At 44.7% G+C, this 20,806-nt stretch carries 15 protein-coding genes; 5 read left to right on the top strand and 10 right to left on the bottom strand.

What is annotated here, in order from left to right:
- Nucleotides 1-31: 31 nt before the first annotated feature.
- Both GGE08_RS14925 and GGE08_RS14930 read right to left on the bottom strand, forming a co-directional pair.
- Nucleotides 32-919, bottom strand: a complete 888-nt coding sequence (locus GGE08_RS14925) for a leucine-rich repeat domain-containing protein (protein WP_179385684.1) — start codon at nucleotides 917-919, stop codon at nucleotides 32-34.
- 134 nt (nucleotides 920-1,053) lie between these two features.
- Nucleotides 1,054-2,970, bottom strand: a complete 1,917-nt coding sequence (locus tag GGE08_RS14930) for an ABC-F family ATP-binding cassette domain-containing protein (protein ID WP_179385685.1) — start codon at nucleotides 2,968-2,970, stop codon at nucleotides 1,054-1,056.
- Nucleotides 2,971-3,036: 66 nt separating this feature from the next.
- Here GGE08_RS14930 and GGE08_RS14935 point away from each other — a divergent pair, with 66 nt between their 5' ends.
- Nucleotides 3,037-3,441 (top strand): DUF983 domain-containing protein, encoded by a 405-nt coding sequence (locus tag GGE08_RS14935; RefSeq protein WP_179385686.1) that lies wholly within the window; start codon nucleotides 3,037-3,039, stop codon nucleotides 3,439-3,441.
- Here GGE08_RS14935 and GGE08_RS14940 read toward each other — a convergent pair.
- The 7 genes from GGE08_RS14940 to topA form a co-directional block, all read right to left on the bottom strand.
- The gene (locus GGE08_RS14940; protein ID WP_179385687.1) at nucleotides 3,438-4,493 is read right to left on the bottom strand and encodes an NAD(P)/FAD-dependent oxidoreductase; all 1,056 of its coding nucleotides are present in this window, start codon (nucleotides 4,491-4,493) and stop codon (nucleotides 3,438-3,440) included. The genes GGE08_RS14935 and GGE08_RS14940 overlap by 4 nt on opposite strands.
- A gap of 193 nt (nucleotides 4,494-4,686) precedes the next feature.
- A complete protein-coding gene (gene gldN / locus GGE08_RS14945; RefSeq protein WP_179385688.1) occupies nucleotides 4,687-5,589 on the bottom strand; it encodes a gliding motility protein GldN in 903 nt (300 codons plus the stop codon).
- A gap of 26 nt (nucleotides 5,590-5,615) precedes the next feature.
- The gene (gene gldM, locus GGE08_RS14950; protein WP_179385689.1) at nucleotides 5,616-7,187 is read right to left on the bottom strand and encodes a gliding motility protein GldM; all 1,572 of its coding nucleotides are present in this window, start codon (nucleotides 7,185-7,187) and stop codon (nucleotides 5,616-5,618) included.
- Nucleotides 7,188-7,253: 66 nt separating this feature from the next.
- On the bottom strand, nucleotides 7,254-7,910 hold the full coding sequence (gene gldL / locus GGE08_RS14955) for a gliding motility protein GldL (RefSeq protein WP_179385690.1): 657 nt from the start codon (nucleotides 7,908-7,910) through the stop codon (nucleotides 7,254-7,256).
- A gap of 91 nt (nucleotides 7,911-8,001) precedes the next feature.
- Nucleotides 8,002-9,381 carry a gliding motility lipoprotein GldK gene (gene gldK / locus GGE08_RS14960; RefSeq protein WP_179385691.1) on the bottom strand — a complete coding sequence of 460 codons (1,380 nt, stop codon included), beginning with the start codon at nucleotides 9,379-9,381 and terminating at the stop codon, nucleotides 8,002-8,004.
- Nucleotides 9,382-9,506: 125 nt separating this feature from the next.
- A complete protein-coding gene (locus GGE08_RS14965) occupies nucleotides 9,507-10,664 on the bottom strand; it encodes a formimidoylglutamase (protein ID WP_179385692.1) in 1,158 nt (385 codons plus the stop codon).
- Between the two features lie 2 nt (nucleotides 10,665-10,666).
- Nucleotides 10,667-13,147, bottom strand: coding sequence for a type I DNA topoisomerase (topA, locus tag GGE08_RS14970; RefSeq protein ID WP_179385693.1), 2,481 nt, complete (start codon nucleotides 13,145-13,147; stop codon nucleotides 10,667-10,669).
- Between the two features lie 190 nt (nucleotides 13,148-13,337).
- Here topA and GGE08_RS14975 point away from each other — a divergent pair, with 190 nt between their 5' ends.
- On the top strand, nucleotides 13,338-16,475 hold the full coding sequence (locus GGE08_RS14975) for a VPS10 domain-containing protein (RefSeq protein WP_179385694.1): 3,138 nt from the start codon (nucleotides 13,338-13,340) through the stop codon (nucleotides 16,473-16,475).
- Nucleotides 16,476-16,539: 64 nt separating this feature from the next.
- Here GGE08_RS14975 and GGE08_RS14980 read toward each other — a convergent pair whose 3' ends face one another.
- Nucleotides 16,540-17,268: a hypothetical protein gene (locus GGE08_RS14980; RefSeq protein ID WP_179385695.1), complete on the bottom strand. Its 729-nt coding sequence runs from the start codon at nucleotides 17,266-17,268 to the stop codon at nucleotides 16,540-16,542.
- A 148-nt stretch (nucleotides 17,269-17,416) separates the two neighbouring features.
- Here GGE08_RS14980 and miaB point away from each other — a divergent pair, with 148 nt between their 5' ends.
- The 3 genes from miaB (at nucleotide 17,417) to GGE08_RS14995 (ending at nucleotide 20,800) form a co-directional block, all read left to right on the top strand.
- Nucleotides 17,417-18,862 carry a tRNA (N6-isopentenyl adenosine(37)-C2)-methylthiotransferase MiaB gene (miaB, locus tag GGE08_RS14985; protein WP_179385742.1) on the top strand — a complete coding sequence of 482 codons (1,446 nt, stop codon included), beginning with the start codon at nucleotides 17,417-17,419 and terminating at the stop codon, nucleotides 18,860-18,862.
- A gap of 110 nt (nucleotides 18,863-18,972) precedes the next feature.
- A complete protein-coding gene (locus GGE08_RS14990; protein ID WP_179385696.1) occupies nucleotides 18,973-20,253 on the top strand; it encodes a sigma-54 interaction domain-containing protein in 1,281 nt (426 codons plus the stop codon).
- A gap of 19 nt (nucleotides 20,254-20,272) precedes the next feature.
- Nucleotides 20,273-20,800, top strand: coding sequence for an LptE family protein (locus GGE08_RS14995; RefSeq protein ID WP_179385697.1), 528 nt, complete (start codon nucleotides 20,273-20,275; stop codon nucleotides 20,798-20,800).
- Nucleotides 20,801-20,806: the final 6 nt, after the last annotated feature.

The raw sequence follows: 20,806 nt of genomic DNA on the forward strand, positions 1-20,806 counted from the left end.
CCCCAACCAAACAAACTAAAGTAATAACTAACTACTCGTTTTCGTTCTCGTCCTCGAATTTGGTATCTGCCATTCGAGTCCGATCTATATTGATTTCCTTGAATTTAGGGCTCAATGACTTATCATCGGTGTCAAAAACGAGGAACTGTTTCGAATCCATCGCTTGCAGGGCATTGAACGAATCAAAACGGTTATTTTGAAGTTGTAAAATTTGCAAACTTGCCAATTGACCAAATTCTGCCGGAATCTCACCACCCAAACGATTGTTGGACAATACCAATTCCTTGAGTTGTACCAAGTTTCCAATTTCCGATGGTATCTGGCCCTCCAACATATTTTCAAAAAGTCCAAGTGCTTCCAATTTGGACAGTTTCCCTATTGAACTAGGAATAATGCCCTTTAAATTATTACTTGAAAGATTGAGTTCCTTTAGGTTTTTGAGTTCTCCAAAGCTTTCAGGAATGGGACCGCTCAAAAAGTTATTGAACATGGAAAAGATTTCCAGCTCCTGAAAGTTGCCGACCTCCGTTGGGATGGCTCCCTTGATTCGGTTCATTTCCAAACGTAGTACCTTCAACTTTTCCAACTTGACAATATCCTTGGGAAGCACTCCTGTGATTTGGTTGAATGCAAGGTTGAGCGTAGTCAAATGTTTTAAATTTCCTATACTTTCTGGAAGCACTCCGTTCAAATTGTTCATAAACAATGTTATCCCGGTCACATGGCCATCTTGGACCTCTATCCCCTTCCAAGTATTGGCAGGGGCTTCCAGATCCCAAGAAGTATTCCATTCAGGGCCATTGGTGCTATTGTATAGGTCCACCAAAGCAGCTTTTTCTTCGGGGGAAACCTGTCCACTGGCAAAAGAGATACCGATGGCAAACAGCAAGCAAAAGAAAAATGGGGTTACTTTTTTCATCTTTCCTATTTAGTTGTAAGGAATTTACCTACAAAGTAATAAAAATGAGAAACATCCTACAACTTTAATCGATGAACTTACACCCTAATGTTGTGAATCCTATAAAATGTGTGGTGAAAAGGTTGGAGCATTGATTAATTCAATGCTTCCAGCTCATGGGATAGGCTCTCCCAATCTTCCATTAGAGATTCCAATTCCTTCTTTTTGCCTTCGTAGTTATCAAAAAAGTTGGGCTTTGCAATGGTGGTATCGTAATCCATCAGCAAATCATGGTCAATATCAGCAATCTGTTTTTCGAGCTGGGATATCCTCTTTTCTACCCCGCTCAACTTATTCTTTAGGGATTTTTGCTTCTTTTGGACGTGATACTCGTTCTCCTTCGGTTTTTCTTCGGACTTGGTTGCCTCTTTTTTTGCATCGCCCTTTTCCACACTTCTGAAGTCTTCCATTTTCCGTTGCTCCAGATAAAAATCGATATCGCCCAAAAATTCCTTGATACCCCCATCCTTAAATTCATATACCCTATCGGTTAGCCCTTGGAGAAAATCACGGTCGTGGGAGACTAAGATCAAGGTTCCTTCGAAATTTTGAAGTGCTTGTTTCAATACATTTTTGGATTTGATGTCCAAATGGTTAGTAGGTTCGTCCATTACGAGCACATTGAAGGGCTGCAACAACATTTTGGCTAGTGCCAAGCGGTTTCGTTCCCCACCTGACAGCACCTTTACGTACTTATCCACCTCATCGCCCCTAAAAAGGAAGGAACCCAAAATATCCCTCACTTTACTTCGATTGGTTTCGTTGGCGGCATCGATCATGGTATCCAAAATGGTCTTGTTCCCATCAAGGTATTCGGCTTGGTTTTGGGCAAAATAGCCCAATTGGACATTGTGGCCCATTTTTAGGTCTCCCTTGTAATCCAGTTCACCTACCATAATTTTGGCCAAGGTGGTTTTTCCTTGTCCATTTTGCCCCACAAAGGCCGTTTTGCTGCCTCTATCCACCATGAGGTCGATATCTTGCAGTACTTTTTTGGGACCGTAACTTTTGGAGATTCCGTTGAGTTCGGCAACCACCTTACCTGGAGTGACCGATACGGGGAAGCGCACATTCATCACGCTATTGTCCTCCTCATCCACCTCGATACGGTCCATTTTGTCCAGTTTTTTGATCAAGGACTGCGCCATGGAAGCCTTACTGGATTTGGCCCGAAACTTTTCAATCAGCCGTTCGGTCTGCTGTATCTGTTTTTCTTGGTTTTTCTGCGCGCTCAATTGTTGCTCCTTGATTTCTTGGCGGTGCACCAAAAATTGGGAATAGGGTTTGTTGTAATCGTAAATCCTACCCAATGAAATCTCGATGGTTCTGTTAGTCACATTGTCCAAGAACATTTTATCGTGGGAAACGATTACCACCGCTCCCGTAAAATTGCGAAGGAATTGCTCCAACCAAATGATGGACTCAATATCCAAGTGGTTGGTAGGCTCATCCAGCAGTAACACATCATTGTTTTGCAATAGCAGTTTGGCCAGCTCTATCCGCATGCGCCATCCTCCCGAAAATGTATCGGTGAGCTTATTGAAGTCCTCCCTTTTGAATCCTAGACCCAAAAGCACCTTTTCGGTATCACCTTGATAGTTGTAGCCACCTAAAATTTCATAACGATGGGTCACATCGTTCAGGTCTACCATGAGTTGATGGTACCCGTCACTTTCATAATCGGTGCGCTCTGCCAAGGCGGTATTGATCTCGTCCAATTTCAGTTCCATCTCCTTGATCTCAGAGAACGCTTGATAGGATTCTTCCAGCACGGTCCGGCCCTCTTCAAAATCGATATCCTGCTTCAGAAAGCCAATCCTGATGTTCTTTTCGGTGGCAATAGCTCCTTCATCCAAGGGCATTTCCTTGGCCAGCAATTTGAGCATGGTAGATTTACCCGCACCGTTCTTCCCGATAAGGCCTACGCGGTCGCCCCCATTAAGACGGAAGGATATTTCCTCGAACAGGTATTCGCCTCCAAAGGCTACGGAAAGATTGTGAACATTTAGCATTTTTATGTGACCTTGATTACAAAACTTTAATTGGCGAATGTATACTTTTGTACAAAAGCCGTGCAAATGTTAAAAAAAGGAACCAAAATGTACAGCATTTTAACAGGAAACTGTCCAAGATGCCATGAGGAGAGCATGTATGAAAATTCCAACCCGTATGCGTTGTCCAAGATTTTTAAGATGAACGAGAGATGCTCCCATTGCGGTTTGAAGTATAAAATAGAGCCTTCTTTTTTCTACGGCGCCATGTACGTGAGCTATGGGGTGGGGATTGCCTTTGCAGTGGCCGCTTTTGTGATTTCCTTTTTGTTCTTGGGCGCATCACTACCGACAGCCTTTATTACTATTGTAGGTACATTAGTGGTTTTTATGCCCGTCATTATCCGACTTTCCCGAAATATTTGGATTAACTTTTTTGTAAAGTACGACCCTTCTTCCGTCAAAAAGCACGAAGCCGTCGCCAAAAGCTAAACGGCATAGTATTTTTTTGTGAATCGTTGGATGTCCATTTCGGGATCTAATTCCCTGTCATTTTCAATATAATCGAAAAGTTGGCGCGAAGCATAGGGTCCAATAAGTACTCCTCGGGAACCAAATCCATTTAGTACATAAAGGTTTTGATGCTCTGGATGACTACCCACCAAGGGCCGACGGTCCACCACCGTAGGACGAATACCTGCAACATGGTCCACAACCTCAAAATCACATTTCAAAAACGTTCGTAGCTTTTCCAAGAGTTCGTTCTTGGAGGCTTCCGTGGGTTCGTTGGTCTTATCCTTCCATTTGTAAGTGGCACCCACCAAATAGCGGTCGTTCTCCATGGGAATGGTAAACACTGAGGATTTGATCACATGCTGCTCTTGGTAATCCGGAGCATGGATGACCAGCAACTCCCCTTTGGTTCCGTTCAAGGGCAAGTATCCAAAATAAGGGTCTTGTTTCAGGCCATATCCACAGGCAAAAACTATTTTTTTGGCGACGGTTCCTTTATAGGTGACACTATCCTCTTCAATAGAAAAGGCATCATAATCGAAAGACTCCTTTATACATTTCCCTGCTTGTTCCAAGTAGGTTTTGTAGGCACTTACCATGGTATTGGTATCTACTCTGCCTGTATGTTTTACTTCGCCAAAACCGTGCGAAGCATCAATGGCGGGATTGGTGTTCGGATGGATGTTAGTGGACAAAAAGTAATCCAGACCGGGACGATCGGCTGCCTCGAACCAAAGGTTTTGTTCTTCCACCGAGGCAAACTTGCGCCACACCGGAAGGTCATAATCTACTTTCACCCCAAGTTTCTCCTCTAAATTTTGATAAAACGGCTTGACCAGTTCCAATTGTTGTTTGGCCCTCCAAGCTAGGGTAAACCTTTTTAAAATAACGGGATTGTACAGTCCGCCTGCCACAAGAGAGGCTCTTTGGGACTCATCGGCAATTACGGTAAAGCTTTTGCCTTCACTTTCCAATACTTCGCAGAACGATATTCCTGCCAAACCCAGACCTACTACGATATAATCCAACATACCGCAAAATTAGGCATCTGTTTGATTTATTCTGCCCGTTGTTTTGAGTTTAATGCAAAAAAAAAACGCCGCACTGAGTGCGGCGTTATGCTGTATTGAATTGGAAATATTCTATGGGGATCCCGAAACAAGTTCGGAATAATTCAACCATCAACTTTGGCTGCTGCCTTGCAGCTTTCAAAGTTGGGTTTCATTAATATGCCCACATATCTTGTTCCCTGTCTCGTATGCCCTCCTTGATTCGTTGGGCCTCCAAGAGTTGGAACAATGCATTATCAAAAATATAATCACTTATTTCACGATCTTCGTGAACGTTTTCCTCTTTGTAGATCACTCCATTGAAACGACGTGCGTTCAATAGCATATCAAAAGAGATGGGTCTTGCCGAATTGCGCTGGTTGTATACTTTGGCATCGTGCAAAATTTTACGTGCCGCTGGATACCATACCCAGAACAATTCCACTTTGTTTTCTCCTGGATCGATGGATTCATCGTCGATGAAGTTCACGTCGGGAGCAACGGGTGCAATTCCCAATAAGCGATACTTAAGCTCTCCCTGGCGTTTGTCGAAATACCAGATACCTTTTATACGGTACTCCTCGATATCGGCAGCGGTCAAGTCCCTTTTGTTGATAAACTCTGGGGAAACCTGCTCGCCGGCGTTTACCTGCTCGTAACCAAGGTCGGTGGTATCCACTTTGCTCAAGGTAGCAGCAAGGTCTGCCAGTTTACGTTTTTCCGTAAAGTAGGAGTCTGCATAAACCTCCGTAAGGTTTCCATTTCTGATGTTCTTCATCAGCACATGGTACAGCGACCTTCTATCCGCCCCAATACCTATGGTATCGGTTGGGTAATAGAGTGGAAAGTTGACTCGCTCGTCAAGATCGATGATTTCCCATACGGTCTTGGACCAAAGGATATCCCTATCATCCACATATCCGTATTCCAATGGCTCATCGGCATCTTGCTCTATTTGAGCTTGGGTTTTTTTACCGATATCTTCGGGCAGCTTGGCATTCAAAATGTTTGCCTGCGCCATGATTGATACTGGCAATATGCCCAACAATCCAATTAACAATGCGTTTTTCCAATTCATGATCACTTGTATACTTTTTATACTTCTTAGTTTGTAAGCTCAACCACTACAGGAGATACTTTTTTCAACTTGTAGCTCTTGTTGTTTGTGATGTAAGCTTGGATATCGAATATCTGGACAGACTCGCCTCTATCGGCTCTTCTAAGTACAGATTTGGCTCTGCTGTCCAATTTGTTGCCTTGCACCACTACGGTAGGTTGACCTGGCACTTTGAACTTAAACTCGCTTACCGCAAGGTTCAAGTCAAAATCGAAGTCTTCCAACATAGCGCTAACAGTGGCGATTTCCAGGTTGTTCCTTGGCATTTTGATGCTTCCGGACTCTCCTCGAACAGTACCACTTGGCCTTGGAATATCCTTGATACGGAATTCAGACTTGGTGCTGATTCCCTTACCGTCAGGCAATGTACCAGAGGCAGTGATGGTCACAGACCTTCCTGTACCTGGGTTCATGATATACTGGCTACCGCTTCTTCTGGTCAAACCAGGAGCTGAAGCATTTACCTTATTATCAGGAATACCTGGAATAGAGATTGTCATTGGGTTGGCAACACCACGATACACCACGTTCATTTTATCTGCGGAGATTACCGCTGCATTAGGCATGGAGATCGTAGCGAAAGTGTTGTTCACTTCCACTGGCACCTCTTCGCCATCTTGCTTAAAGATCATAGTTCCTTTGATGGTGTGGTCACCTGGAGTACCGGCACTGATCAACATTTTGATACCACCAGCTTCCAATTCGTAATCTTTTCCTTCGGTCAATGGTCTTCCGTCCAAAGTCAGTTCTGCTTTTACGGGAGTGGAAGTCTTGTCCGTTTTGCTCACAATGATTTTACCATCGTATTTTTCACCAGCGTAATAGGCCGTTTTAGGGGCAGCCAATGAACTGGCAAAATTGGTCAAGGAAACCGCTTCGGTCAACTCACCTTCCAAAAGGGTCTTCAACACCTCTTGCTCGGTAGTTTTGATATCGGCCTGCAATTGGGTCATCTTGGTCAAAGAAGCTACCAAAGGGAAGCCTTCGAAGTGATAGTTGATCCAATCTTGGCGTGTACCATCTCTTTTCTCAACCTTACCGTCTTCACCTCCTGTGGCAAAACGGGTTTTTACAGCTGATTTCAAAGATTCAAAACCTTCTGCTGGTAAAGCATTGATCACGCCTTCACGATAGGTTTCAATCTGCTCCATGAACTTTTTCCCTTCTGGGCCCAAATTGTCGCCCTGAAAGAACTTTTGGTCCAAGTAGTCAGACTTGTCCATAACCACATAATCTTTTGGATCTTCCAAATCTGCGGTCATTTCTTTCTTCAATCCTTCCAAATAGCTGTAGTAGTTATCGGAAAGTTGTTTGATCTGCTGAGCATCTTCGTACAGTTCGCCGTACTCCTCTTCGTTTTCATCCTTCTTGGTTTCCAAGCTGGCCATAAAACTGGAGTTATTGGCGTCCATGTTGGTGTTGGAAGTTTCTAGCTTTTCGTTCATAAGTCCGAAAGCCGCAAGTACTTCCTTGCTCATATTCAATGCCAACATCGCGATGAAGATCAAGTACATAAGGTTGATCATCTTCTGACGTGGTGTTTGTTTTCCTCCTGCCATGTTTTTCTAATTAGATTTAATAATTAATTTGATTTGGTTTGTTTTTTGTTGATCAAAAACCTCTAATTAGTTTCTGCCTCCCATGGCGGTTAGCATACCACCGTACACACCGTTCAATGAAGAAAGGTTGGTGGCCAAAGATTGCATTTGTTCTTTCAACGCTCCTGCGTTCTGTACTACTTCCTCATTAATGGAAGCTTGTCTGCTAGCACTTTCCAATTGTACTTTGTACAAGCTGTTCAAAGATTCCATTTGGGCTGCGGCGTGGGACAATTCCTCAGAGTATTTCTTAGTGTGCTGAATTGCATCTGTTGTAGGAGTGATATTCTTGGCGGCACCTTCAAAACTCTTGATACTTTCTCCCAAATTGGCAAATAGCTCGGAATCGATTTTAGCTTCTTTAAGCAAGTTGTCCAATTTCTTGGAAAGCAATCCTTCTGCTTCTTGGGCATCTTTTGCCTCTTGCTTTCTTTTGGCATCCGCTTGACCTCCGGACAATTCTGGATATACCAAAGACCAATCGTATTCGTCGTCTACCGGTTCAAATGCAGAGATAGCGAAGATCAATGCTTCCGTAATAAGTCCGACAGCAAGAAGAAGTCCACCAGTAAGTGGTCCAAACTCCCAGTGAAGGATCTTGAACAATGCACCAATGATTACCACTGACGCTCCAAGCCCGTAGGCCATGTTAAACAGCTTTTTTGTTGATTTTGACTGTGCCATAATTCTAGTTTTAATTAAGTGTTATATAAATAAGTATTTGGTTACTACTGTTACTTGTTATTTATATAATGTTCTCCTCGTTGTTATTGTATTAAAGTCCGCTTCTGCTCCCGTTGGTGGAATCTTCCTCGCCCATGTAATCCTGAACGGTTCTGAAACCAATGTAGCTTCTTGCAGAGTCTTGGTATTCGTAATCCCTTGTACTCACCTGCAGGAAGTAAGCAACGTCTTTCCATGAACCTCCACGGATCACTTTACGTTTGTTGTCCTGTGAACCAATATTTGGGTTCATGGTGGAAAGGTATTCGTATGCTCCGGGGTCAAAGCTGGAGTTGGTCCATTCGGAAACGTTACCGGCCATGTTGTACAAGTTGTAATCGTTTGGCTCAAAAGATTTGGCCTCTACGGTATACAGTGCGGCATCGGCGGCATAGTCTCCACGTTGTGGCTTAAAGTTGGCCATAAAACAACCTGTATCACTAATCACATATGGACCCCCCCAAGGGTAAGTTCCTCCTTCAATACCACCTCTGGCGGCATATTCCCACTCTGCTTCGGTAGGTAACCTGAATTGGTTGACAAATTGCTTTCCACGACTTTTTTGATCGTCGTTCTTGAATTTGGTCCTCCAGTTACAGAACGCTTTGGCCTGCATCCAGTTTACTCCTACTACAGGATAGTCACTATAAGCGTCGTGCCAGAAGTAATCGTTGTGCATGGGCTCATTGTAACTGTATTCGAAATCACGGATCCACACGGTGGTATCTGGGTAGATTTCCAACTCTTCTTGCTTGATGAAGTCCTTTCGGCTTCCAGACCGTGCCCTGGCCGCAGCCTCGATGTCCATCCAGCTATACTTGTATTTGATTTTGGTAACGTCGATGCTTCGCAATCCGTTGTAGCTTTCCTCTTCGGGAAGATACATGGAATCCATAACCTCAGCGTAGTACTCATCGGGATATTCTGAAGTATCCCACACTAGGTCCACATCCTTGTTTAACGCCCTGCCTTCGTATCCAGTTGCCCCAAGGCCGGCGTAGTTGTCCAACATGTACTTGTCGTAAACCGAAAGTTCGGTAGTGTCGGTATCCTTAAAAGCATACTCGCCGATGCCCTCGTCCTCAGGTCCAATCCCCAACTCATCGGCCAAAATGGCCAATCTTGTTCTTACGATGGAATCTTTGACCCACTCGACAAACTGACGGTATTCACTGTTGGTGATTTCCGTATCGTCCATATAAAAGGAACGAACGGTTACCGTTCTTGTAGGAGCGTTCAATACTTTGGCCTGATCCTCCTCGGCTTTACCCATAACAAAGGCTCCCCTGGGAATCAATTCCATTCCATAAGGTTTTTCTGGGTGCCATTTTTTACCACTGACCCCAACTAGTTCACCTTTGGACCTTGATTTAGAGCCGCAACTGGTAAGCAAAAAAACAAGTGCTATAGATGAAAAGAATAGCTTTCTCATACTTTAGGTTAAATTGTTCGATTCAAGATTTAAATAACTGTGGCTACACAGATTCATTATTCTCAAAACTGATTTTTGAATGAATTATTGTGTAAAAACAATTAATGATCAAAAAATTAATTTATTTAGTTCAAGCCTTTTCTGTAGGCTTTGAACCACCTTTCGGGGATGTTCTGGTTGCAAGCATCCAAATAGTCCTCTTCGGTGCATGGTAATAACGCCACCGAATTTGTTTTAGTATGCTCTGCTAAAATTGTTGGTACCTCTACCCACCATCTTTCTGTGACATGGCTTTTGAAGAAGATCAATTCCTCCGTGTCCGTGGGTACGGTAAACTTTGTGAAGTCTTCGCTCTTTGAGCTGGGGTATTCCTTTATCCGGAAACTGAGCCCCTCTATAAAATACCAAATGATCTGGGCGATCATCTGGAATGCCTGATGCGAATTTTCCCCTTCGTATATACCAAATAGGGAAACCTTATCGCTAATTCCTGCATAACGTGCAATGGCGCAAATCTCCCGCCCCGTAAACCCGTTGGGGGAAAAGTTACGCGTCATACCCATTTCGCTGGCCCGAATGGCCCGTAGGTCCAAGCTTACGATATCACTACTGCGCAATACGGGTTCTGCCAATTCGATATTGGCCGCTATTTCACCCAAACGATAGGCATCAAAAAACAGACGCTCCATCAAATCCTTTTCTTCTTGGGCATTAAAATAGCTCTGATAGCCAATATTGGAAAAATTAAAAAGATTGTTGGGCTTATCGGTGATGATCTTGCTCATATAGGAATGTGAAGAAATGAGCTCATCATCCTCACCAAAGTCAAAACGGCTATCAATGGAAACCAGGTTGACCATCTTTTTTATATTGTCAAAGGCCCTGTAAGTTGGGAAAGTAATGTCTTGGGTGAGTCCTAATACTATAGGTATGATATTCTCTTCCAACAACCCGGCCACGATTTCCTTCACCACAAAATAGGTATCCTCTACGGTGTCGCCCTCCTCCACATCGCCAATATCGATAATTGTGGAGTTCCAGTTGCCCATCATTAGGCGGTACAATTGGATACGCACTTCGTCCAGATCCAGTTTTTCCGGTTTTTTCTCAAAGGCATTTCTGGACTCCAATACGCCAAAAATAGCAACATCGGCATGGGCAAATACCGGAAGCCCATCCTTTTCGGTGTGCATGTGAACGTTCTTGCCCACTGCTTGTTCTGGCAGCAATTCACAATGTGCCAATACCTTGTCCTTGACCGGAACCAGAAAATCGAACGCCATACTTATTTCTTCGCTTTTGTCTTGGCTTTTTTCTTTGGTGCTTTTTTATCCAATAGGGCCTGTGCTTCTTCCAAGGTTATTTTTGTGGCATCCACATCCTTGGAAAGTTCCACCTTTACCCTACCCTTTATAATATTATGACGCCCCCATCGGGCTTTTTCAATCCTGATTTTTTCTTCGGGCCATTCCTGAACGACCTTTTCAGCTTCTTTCTTCTTTTTGGCTTCAATGAGTTCAACAATATCATCATTGGACAAATTGTCGAAATCATACTTCTTGTTCACATTAATGAACATACCGTCCCATTTGATGAACGGTCCGAACCTACCTTTACCTTTGGTAACCTCTTTGCCTTCATAGCTGGCAATGGGCGCATCTGCCTTTTGTTTTTCCTTGATCAGTTCTATGGCGCGTTCCATATCAACATCAAAAGCACTTTCTCCCTGCGCCAGTGAGATGAACTTTTTTCCAAAACGCACATAGGGTCCGTAGCGCCCCACATTGGCCTCCACTTCCTCGCCTTCGTAAACGCCAAGTTTACGTGGCAAATCAAAAAGGGTCATGGCCTCTTCAAACGTAATGGTGCCTATCGACTGATCGGGCAACAAACTGGCAAATTCCGGTTTTTCCTCGTCGTCAACAGTTCCGATTTGCACCATGGGACCAAAACGGCCCAATCTCACGGATACCTGTCGGCCCGATTTGGGGTCGGTTCCCAAGACACGTTCACCGCTTGCGCGTTCCGCATTTTCTTCGACTTCTAACACATTGGGATGGAAATCGTTGTAGAAATTCTTCATCATCTCCTGCCAATCCTCTTCGCCCGATGCTATTTCATCAAAATCTTCTTCTACCTGAGCCGTGAAATTATAGTCAAGGATTTGGGTAAAGTGTGTGACCAAAAAGTCGTTCACGATCATACCTATATCTGTAGGTACAATTTTCCCTTTTTCGGAACCTACCATTTCGGTAAGTGTACTAGCTTTTATTTTTTCGTTCTCCAGCACCAGTTCCGCATACTTTCTTTCGGTACCTTCGACCGTTCCTTTTTCCACATATCCCCTATTTTGTATGGTAGATATGGTAGGGGCGTAAGTTGATGGTCGACCGATACCCAATTCCTCCAACTTTTTCACCAAAGAAGCTTCGGAGTAGCGATATGGTGGACGGGTAAAACGTTCGGTCGCGGAAATAAATACATTTTGAAGCGGCTCTCCCACTTTCATAGCGGGCAGCATTCCATCCTGTTCTTCGCTATCTTCATCATCGGTTCCTTCCAAATACACCTTGAGAAAACCATCAAATTTGACTACCTCACCATTGGCAGAGAATTCTTCGCTATGGGTACTTGCCTTTATTTTAACGTTGGTCCGTTCCAATTGGGCATCGCTCATTTGCGAAGCAAGCGTCCTTTTCCAAATCAATTCATATAATTTGGCCTGATCTCGTTCCAATTGGGGGGACTGTAATTTCATATCGGTGGGCCGAATGGCTTCGTGTGCCTCCTGTGCCCCCTTGGTCTTACCCGTAAAGTTTCTGGTTTGGCTGTATTTTTGGCCGTAATTTTCCAAGATGGCCTCTTTTGCCGCTGCCAAAGCCTCATTGGACAAATTGACGCTATCCGTTCTCATGTAAGTAATCAAACCTGCTTCGTACAAACGCTGAGCTACCTGCATGGTGCGGCTTACCGAGAAATACAGTTTTCTCGACGCTTCCTGTTGCAAAGTGGAGGTGGTAAATGGCGCTGCCGGAGATTTTTTTGCTGGCTTTTTGGCCAAATCGGAAACTGAAAAGTCCGCTCCGATATTTTCTTTCAAAAACTGTTCTGCGGCTTCTTTGGTTGGGAACGTGGTGTTCAGCTTAGCCCCAAAGGTGCTGCCACCATCGGTTTTGAACTCGGCCTTGATGCGGAACGAGGCTTCTGGCGTAAATGCTTCGATTTCACGCTCACGCTCCACGATCAACCTAACCGCTACCGATTGTACACGGCCGGCAGAAAGTCCCGGTTTTATTTTTTTCCAAAGCACAGGCGAAAGCTCATACCCCACCAAACGGTCCAGCACCCTTCTGGCCTGCTGGGCATTCACCAAATTGTAATTGATGTCCCTTGGATTTTCAATGGCCTTTTGGATCGCCGATTTGGTAATGGAATTGAAAACAATTCGCTTGGTCTTCTTTTTGTCCAGTCCCAGTTCTTCGGCCAAATGCCAAGAAATGGCCTCCCCCTCACGGTCCTCATCACTCGCCAACCAAATCGTTTCCGCTTTTTGGGCCAAGTCCTTGAGTTTTTTTACAAGTGCCTTTTTCTCCTTGTCAACGGTATATTTTGGCTTAAAATCATTCTCTACATCAACGCCCAGCTCCTTGGAAGGAAGATCGGCAATATGTCCAAAACTCGACTCCACTTGAAATTCCTTTCCTAGAAATCTTTCGATGGTCTTTGCTTTGGCGGGGGACTCTACAATAACTAAATTCTTTGGCATGCACTGGTTTTTGTCTCAACAAAAGTATATTAAAATTTATACATCCGCATTTCCCATATTTCTTTTGACCTTAAAATCGGTAAAAAACAAGGAGACTTTTTACCATTACTATATTAATTCTACTGGCTTTGATGAGGGCGGTTAAAATAATTGTTATTTTTAGGAAGACTAACTCAATAACCACATAACAATGACCAACCGTTATTTGACCATAGTACTTGCATTACTATGTTTTAACCTCTCAAACGCACAGCGAAAAAAGAACAAAACCAACGCCCCACAGTTTAAAGAAACCCTCTACGACGGAATGGAATGGAGGATGGTGGGACCACACCGTGGCGGACGTGCAGGCACCGTAACTGGAGTTATCAACGACCCCAATCTGTATTACATGGGTACCGCTGGAGGCGGTGTTTGGAAAACCACTGATGCTGGTAATTCGTGGGAATGTATTTCCGACGGGTATTTTGGCGGTTCCATTGGAGCCGTAGCCGTTTCCGAATCGGACCCCAACATTATATATGTAGGCGAGGGCGAGCAGACCCTTCGTGGAAACGTTTCATCCGGAAAGGGTCTTTGGAAAAGTATGGATGCTGGTGAGACCTGGGAATTTATCGGTTTGAAAGACTCCGAACATATTGCCCGAATCCGTATCCATCCCACAAATCCAGACCTTGTTTACGTGGCGGCCATCGGAAACCTTTGGAAACCCAATGAGACCCGAGGTGTTTTCCGTTCTACCGATGGAGGCAAGAATTGGGAAAAAATACTCTACATCAGTGATAAAGCAGGTGCAGGCGACCTCATTATGGACCCCAACAACAGCAGAATCCTGTATGCGGCAACTTGGGAGATGAAACGTAACGGATACCGAATGGACAGTGGCGGTCCGGATAGCAGGATGTTTAAAAGCACGGATGGGGGTGATACTTGGACTGATATTTCCGAACATTCGGGGTTGCCCGGTTTTCCTTGGGGAATTGTTGGGATTGCCGTTTCGCCTTTGGATTCGGATAGGGTTTTTGCCATTATTGAAGCTGAGGACGGCGGGGTTTTTCGTTCCGATGATGCTGGGGTCACTTGGAAAAAAGTAAACGAAAACCGAGGCCTCAGGCAGCGCGCTTGGTACTACAGTCGTATTTATGCCGACACCCAAAACGTGGATAAGGTTTGGGTAATGAACGTGAGCTATGGCGTATCCACCGATGGCGGTAATACCTTCACCCTTAAAAATGCTCCCCATGGGGACCACCATGATCTTTGGATCGATCCCAACAACAACCAAAGGATGATCATTGCCGATGATGGCGGTGCCCAAATCTCCAACGACGGCGGAAATAACTGGACCACCTATTTCAACCAGCCCACCATGCAGTTTTATCGGGTGACCACGGACAGCATTTTTCCGTATCGCATTTATGGGGCGCAGCAGGACAATACCGCTCTGCGTATTTTCCACCGTTCTTCGGGCTCGGCCATTACCGAGGCCGACTGGGAACCCACCGCAGGTGGTGAGAGTGCCCATTTGGCACCGGACCCAAAAAACAATCAATTGGTGTACGGCGGCACCTACAAAGGGTATATGAACCGTTTGGACCATACCACCGGACAGACCATATCTACCAATATTTGGCCCGACAATCCCGCAGGTTCTGGCGCGGAAGTCATGAAATACCGCTTTAATTGGAACTATCCCCTAACATTTAGCCGTCATGACCCAAACGTGCTGTACGCAGGTTCCAATTATTTGCATGCCACTACGGACGGCGGACAATCCTGGAAAACCATTTCCCCAGAATTGGCAAGGGGCATTCCGGAAACCATCATGTCCTCGGGAGGACCCATCACCCAAGACAATACAGGGGCAGAGTTTTATTCCAACGTTTTTGTAATTACAGAATCTGTATTGGAGAAAGGAGTGATTTGGACTGGAAGTGACGATGGCTTGATCCACGTTACCCGCGATAATGGTACAACTTGGGAAAATGTGACCCCTCCGGAGTCCATGTCGCCCAAATTGAATATGATCAACTGTATCGATGCAAGCCCGTTTGACCCAGGTACCGTTTATGTGGCAGCCACTTCTTATAAATTTGGCGATTACACCCCTTACCTCTACAAAACGGATGATTACGGAAAAACTTGGACCTTAATCACCAATGGCATCAAGGACAACTATTACACACGGGCCATCCGTTCCGACAAGGTTCGCGAAGGCTTGTTGTACGCAGGGACCGAATGGGGCATGTATATTTCGTTTGATGATGGAAAAAATTGGACCCCGTTCCAACTGAATTTGCCCATCACCTCCATCCGAGATCTCCATGTAAGGGACAATGATTTGATTGCCGCGACCCACGGAAGAAGTTTTTGGATGATCGATGACCTCACACCACTCCATCAACTGTCCGATGCGGTGGCCAACAGCGATTTTTATCTGTACAAGCCGGATATGGCCTACAGAATGCACCAAGACCGAGCATGGGGGGAGCCCGACACCAAATTGGTGGGTGAAAACCATCCGGATGGGGCCATCATCAATTACTACTTAAAGAGCTTAAAAGAAACCGATACGGTGACCATGGAAATCTTGGAAATGGACGGTAGTGTGATCCAACGTTTTTCCAACCATGCGAAACCTGATAGATTGGACCCCACCTCAACACAAAAACTGGAGGTATCCGAAGGAGGTAACCGATTTATTTGGAACATGAGATACCCCGGCTACCAAGAGTTCAAGGGGATGGTGTTTTATTCCTCGCCCAATATAGGGCCGAAGGCCGTTCCCGGCAACTACAAGGCCAGGCTCACCGTAAATGGGGATTCCATGGAGCAGACCTTCAACATTGTCAAAGACCCAAGAATAGCCTTGAGCCAAAACGATTTCCAAGAACAGTTCGATTTTGTCATGCAGGTTCGAGACCAGGTAAGTCGAGCCAACAAGGCCATCATCAATATTAGGAACATCAAAAAGGATTTGGAGTATCTCAAAGAAAAGACCAAGGACAATCCTGAGATTCAGAATATGGCAAAGGATTTTGAAACGGCCCTTTCGGTTATTGAAAACAACATCCACATGACCAAGAACCAAAGTAGACAAGATCCATTAAACTATGGTATCCGAATCAACAACAGATTGGCCTTTTTAATGGTCGATTCCCAGCGAGGGGACCAACGGCCCACCAAACAGGCCAAAGAATTCTTTGTGGAAGTGACCAAAGAGTTGGACAAGGAAATCAATGACCTGAATGCCCTAGTGCAAAAACAAGCTACTCTGATCAATCAAAAAGTAGATGAAAATCAAATTAAGATGATTTCCACTCAATAGAAATGCTAGATAGCTTAAAAGAAAGCGTCCTCAAAAAAAAAGGCGCTTTTTTTATTAAATGTCACTACACATCCATGGAAATGCCCACTGCATCCTTATAGATAAAATAAATGGGGATTTTGCTGAACATAGCTGTAAAGAGCACCCCAACGAAACATAAAATGACTCCAAGCTGGGAAACTAGTCCTGCCACTGTTACCAACAGGAATATCATGAGCCAATTTTTATTGCCAAGGGCAAATGAAGCCTTCACGACCTCCATGGCAGAAAGCTCCCTGTCGAACGCAAAAAAGGCAGGAAACAGGGACATGGGAACCACTAAATAAATAATGCCCAAACCACAGGCAAGGACACCCAGAAAGGATAAACCGAGCATAACCAAGGATACCATAAATGCCTTTTTCAGATACTCCTTTTTGAAATAGAAAAAATAATCGTCCTTTCCAATTTCCCTGAGGTCGTACTTGCGACACATACGCAAAAAAGCCGCATTCAAACACAGTGAAATAGTCATTACGGCCAACATGAAAATGGGCATAAAAACAATCATAAAAAGGGAAAATACTGGAGGCATTTGGTTATGTCGAAGGGTTCCGGGATCGGTAATCCCAAAGGCAATCATTGGGGCATAAATGACCAAATAAAAGGGAAGAATGCTCACAAAGGTCAACACTAAGGTAACGAACCCTTGCAACCAAACTTTCTGGAACAGTGTAACGGAATTATTAAAAACAGCACCAAAATCCACCGGTGGACTTTGCTTGATTCTTTCGGAAAGATTGGTGAAATTCATTGTAGTATTGGTTATGATTTACGCCTGAAGGTAAGACTAACAGCGGATTCTACAATATAATCTTAAAAATTACTGCCAAATTGTCACTAAACTGTAATAACCATTATCTTTGCACCCCATTGCACTATTTATGATTGAGGAAAATAACGTGGAAAAAATAATAGACGAAAGCCAACAAGGAACTGCCCTATCGCTGGATAGCAATCAAAGTAACGGCCGAAAGCTCTACATAGAAAGCTACGGCTGCCAAATGAACTTTTCCGATAGCGAAATCGTAGCGTCCATTTTGGCAAAGGAAGGTTTCAATACCACCCAAAACTTGGACGATGCCGATTTGGTTTTGGTGAATACCTGTTCCATTCGCGAAAAAGCGGAACAAACGGTACGCAAACGCCTGGAGAAGTTCAACGCCGTAAAACGCACCAAACCCCATATGAAAGTTGGGGTATTGGGATGTATGGCCGAGCGTTTGAAGAGCAAGTTTTTGGAAGAGGAAAAAATTGTGGATATGGTCGTGGGGCCCGATGCCTACAAAGACCTGCCCAACCTGATCCAAGAAATCGACGAAGGCAGAAATGCGGTAAACGTCATTCTTTCCAAAGAAGAAACCTATGGAGACGTAGCTCCAGTGCGACTGAACACCAATGGGGTATCCGCCTTTGTATCCATAACCCGTGGATGCGATAATATGTGCACCTTCTGTGTGGTTCCCTTTACCCGCGGCAGGGAGCGTAGCCGGGACCCTCAGTCCATTTTGGAAGAGGTAAACGATCTTTGGGAAAAAGGATTCAAGGAAATTACACTTTTGGGGCAAAATGTGGACAGTTACCTTTGGTATGGGGGCGGATTGAAAAAGGATTTTGACAAAGCTTCCGAAATACAAAAGGCCACTTCGGTGAACTTTGCAGGGCTTTTGGAGCTTGTAGCCCAGGCCCAACCCAAAATGCGTATTCGCTTTTCCACCTCCAATCCTCAAGACATGACCTTGGACGTCATCGAGGCCATGGCGAAATACGAAAATATCTGTAAGTACATCCATCTTCCCGTACAAAGTGGAAGCAATCGCATCCTAAAAGCGATGAACCGTTTGCACACCCGTGAAGAGTATTTTGAATTGATCGATAACATCAAAAGAATTATTCCGGATTGTGCCATCAGTCAGGATATGATCACCGGCTTCCCCACCGAAACGGAGGAGGACCATCAAGACACGTTGAGTTTGATGGAGTACGTGAAATATGATTTTGGATTTATGTTTGCCTATTCCGAGCGTCCGGGAACCCTTGCCGAACGGAAAATGGAGGACGATGTACCTGAAGCCACAAAGAAAAGAAGGTTGACGGAAATCATCGAACTGCAGCAAAAGCACAGCCATTATCGCACCCAGCAGCATGTTGGAAAAATAGAGGAAATCCTGATTGAGGGAACTTCCAAAAAATCGGATGCCCACTGGATGGGACGAAATTCCCAGAACACCGTCGCAGTGTTTCCAAAGGAACATTACAAGGTTGGGGATTTTGTAAACGTCAAAATCAACGATTGCACCTCTGCCACCCTTATCGGGGAAGCGGTGGGATATTCAAAAAACAATTGATAACCATTTGCATTGTGCACGGATGACCAACTCTTGCCCCACGGGCGGGTATGTGGCCGAATCACAATGCTGAACTAAAAAAGATTCCTGCCACGTAGGAACAAAAATATATGGAAAGTGTACAATCCATAAAACAACGGTTCGAGCTCATCGGTAACGATGTGAAGCTCAATCGCGCCATTGAAAAGGCCATACAGGTTGCCCCTACCGACATCTCGGTATTGGTAACCGGTGAAAGTGGTGTGGGAAAGGAATCCATTCCCAAGATCATCCATTCCTTAAGCCACCGCAAACATGCCAAGTATATTGCGGTAAACTGCGGCGCCATTCCCGAGGGAACCATTGACAGTGAACTCTTTGGGCACGAAAAAGGTGCGTTTACCGGGGCCACACAAACCCGTAGCGGTTATTTTGAAGTGGCCGATGGGGGAACCATCTTTTTGGACGAGGTGGGAGAATTGCCACTGACCACCCAAGTGCGATTGTTACGGGTATTGGAAAATGGCGAATTTTTGAAAGTGGGTTCCTCCCAGGTTCAAAAAACCAATGTGCGCATTGTGGCCGCCACCAACATCAATATGTTCGAGGCAATTGAAAAAGAAAAGTTCCGGGAAGATTTGTATTATCGATTGAGCACAGTGGAAATCAATCTACCGCCGCTACGTGATCGTCGTGATGATATCCATTTGCTGTTCCGAAAATTCGCCTCCGATTTTGGTCAAAAGTATAAAATGCCCACCATCCGATTGGAAGATGATGCCGTGGAACTATTACTTAAATATCGCTGGCCCGGTAACATTCGTCAGCTGAGGAACATTGCCGAGCAAATCTCTGTACTAGAAGAAAACCGTAACATTACAGCAGCCACATTGAACAGTTATCTGCCCAATTCCAGCGGTTCCAATTTACCAGCAGTGATTGGCCAGGCCAAAAAAGAAAGTGATTTCAGCAACGAACGCGAGATTTTGTACAAGGTGCTTTTTGATATGAAAAGTGACCTTAACGACCTTAAAAAGCTGACCCTGGAACTTTTGAAGGACAATGATTCCAATAAGGTGCAACGGGAAAACGAAGGTTTGATCAGAAAAATTTACGGCAACCAAGAAGAGGAAGACATTGATCACGAAGAAAGTACGGCTGCCGAACTGCTACACCTTCCCGAGCCTGTTGTGGAGGCGGCACCCACCCACTCCACGCAGCAGCCACCGGAGGACAGATACCATTTTGCCGAAGAAATTGAAGAAGAAGAAACCCTATCTTTACAGGAAAAAGAAATCGAATTGATCAAAAAATCGTTGGAGCGCAACAAAGGAAAACGAAAAGCAGCCGCAGCAGAACTGGGCATCTCGGAAAGAACGCTCTATCGAAAAATAAAACAGTACGACCTTTAATTTGAAGTCAAGATTACAAATGAATACAATCAAGAAAAATATACTAAAATCGGTACTGTTCGGATTTGTTTTCTTCCTGCAGAGCTGTGGGGCTTACAATTTTTCCGGGGCTGATATCGGGACTGCACAAAGCTTTCAGGTCAACTTTTTTCAAAATTATGCCGACCAGACCCCAGGATCCATTATTGTACCCGGACTGGACCGCGACTTTACCCTGGCGCTTCAGGATTTGATCAACGACCTTACCAGTTTGTCACTTACCGGAAGCAATGGCGACCTCCTTTATGAAGGCGAAATCGTGGAATACAAAGTGGTTCCCATGACGGCCACAGCCGACCAGCGGACAGCACAGAACCGCCTCACCATGAGCGTGAATGTTCGGTTTTTTAATACAACCAAGGAAGATGCGGATTTTGAAAAGCGGTTTTCTTTCTTTTATGATTTTGATGCCGCCGCCCCACTACCTTCCGTGCAGGCAGCCGCACACGAAGAAATTTTTGAACGACTTACCCAGGATATTTTCAATGCGTCCTTGGGCAATTGGTAATTAGTT

Origin of the sequence: Allomuricauda sp. ARW1Y1, from assembly GCF_013407935.1 — a bacterium.
In the GTDB taxonomy this organism is placed as follows: domain Bacteria; phylum Bacteroidota; class Bacteroidia; order Flavobacteriales; family Flavobacteriaceae; genus Flagellimonas.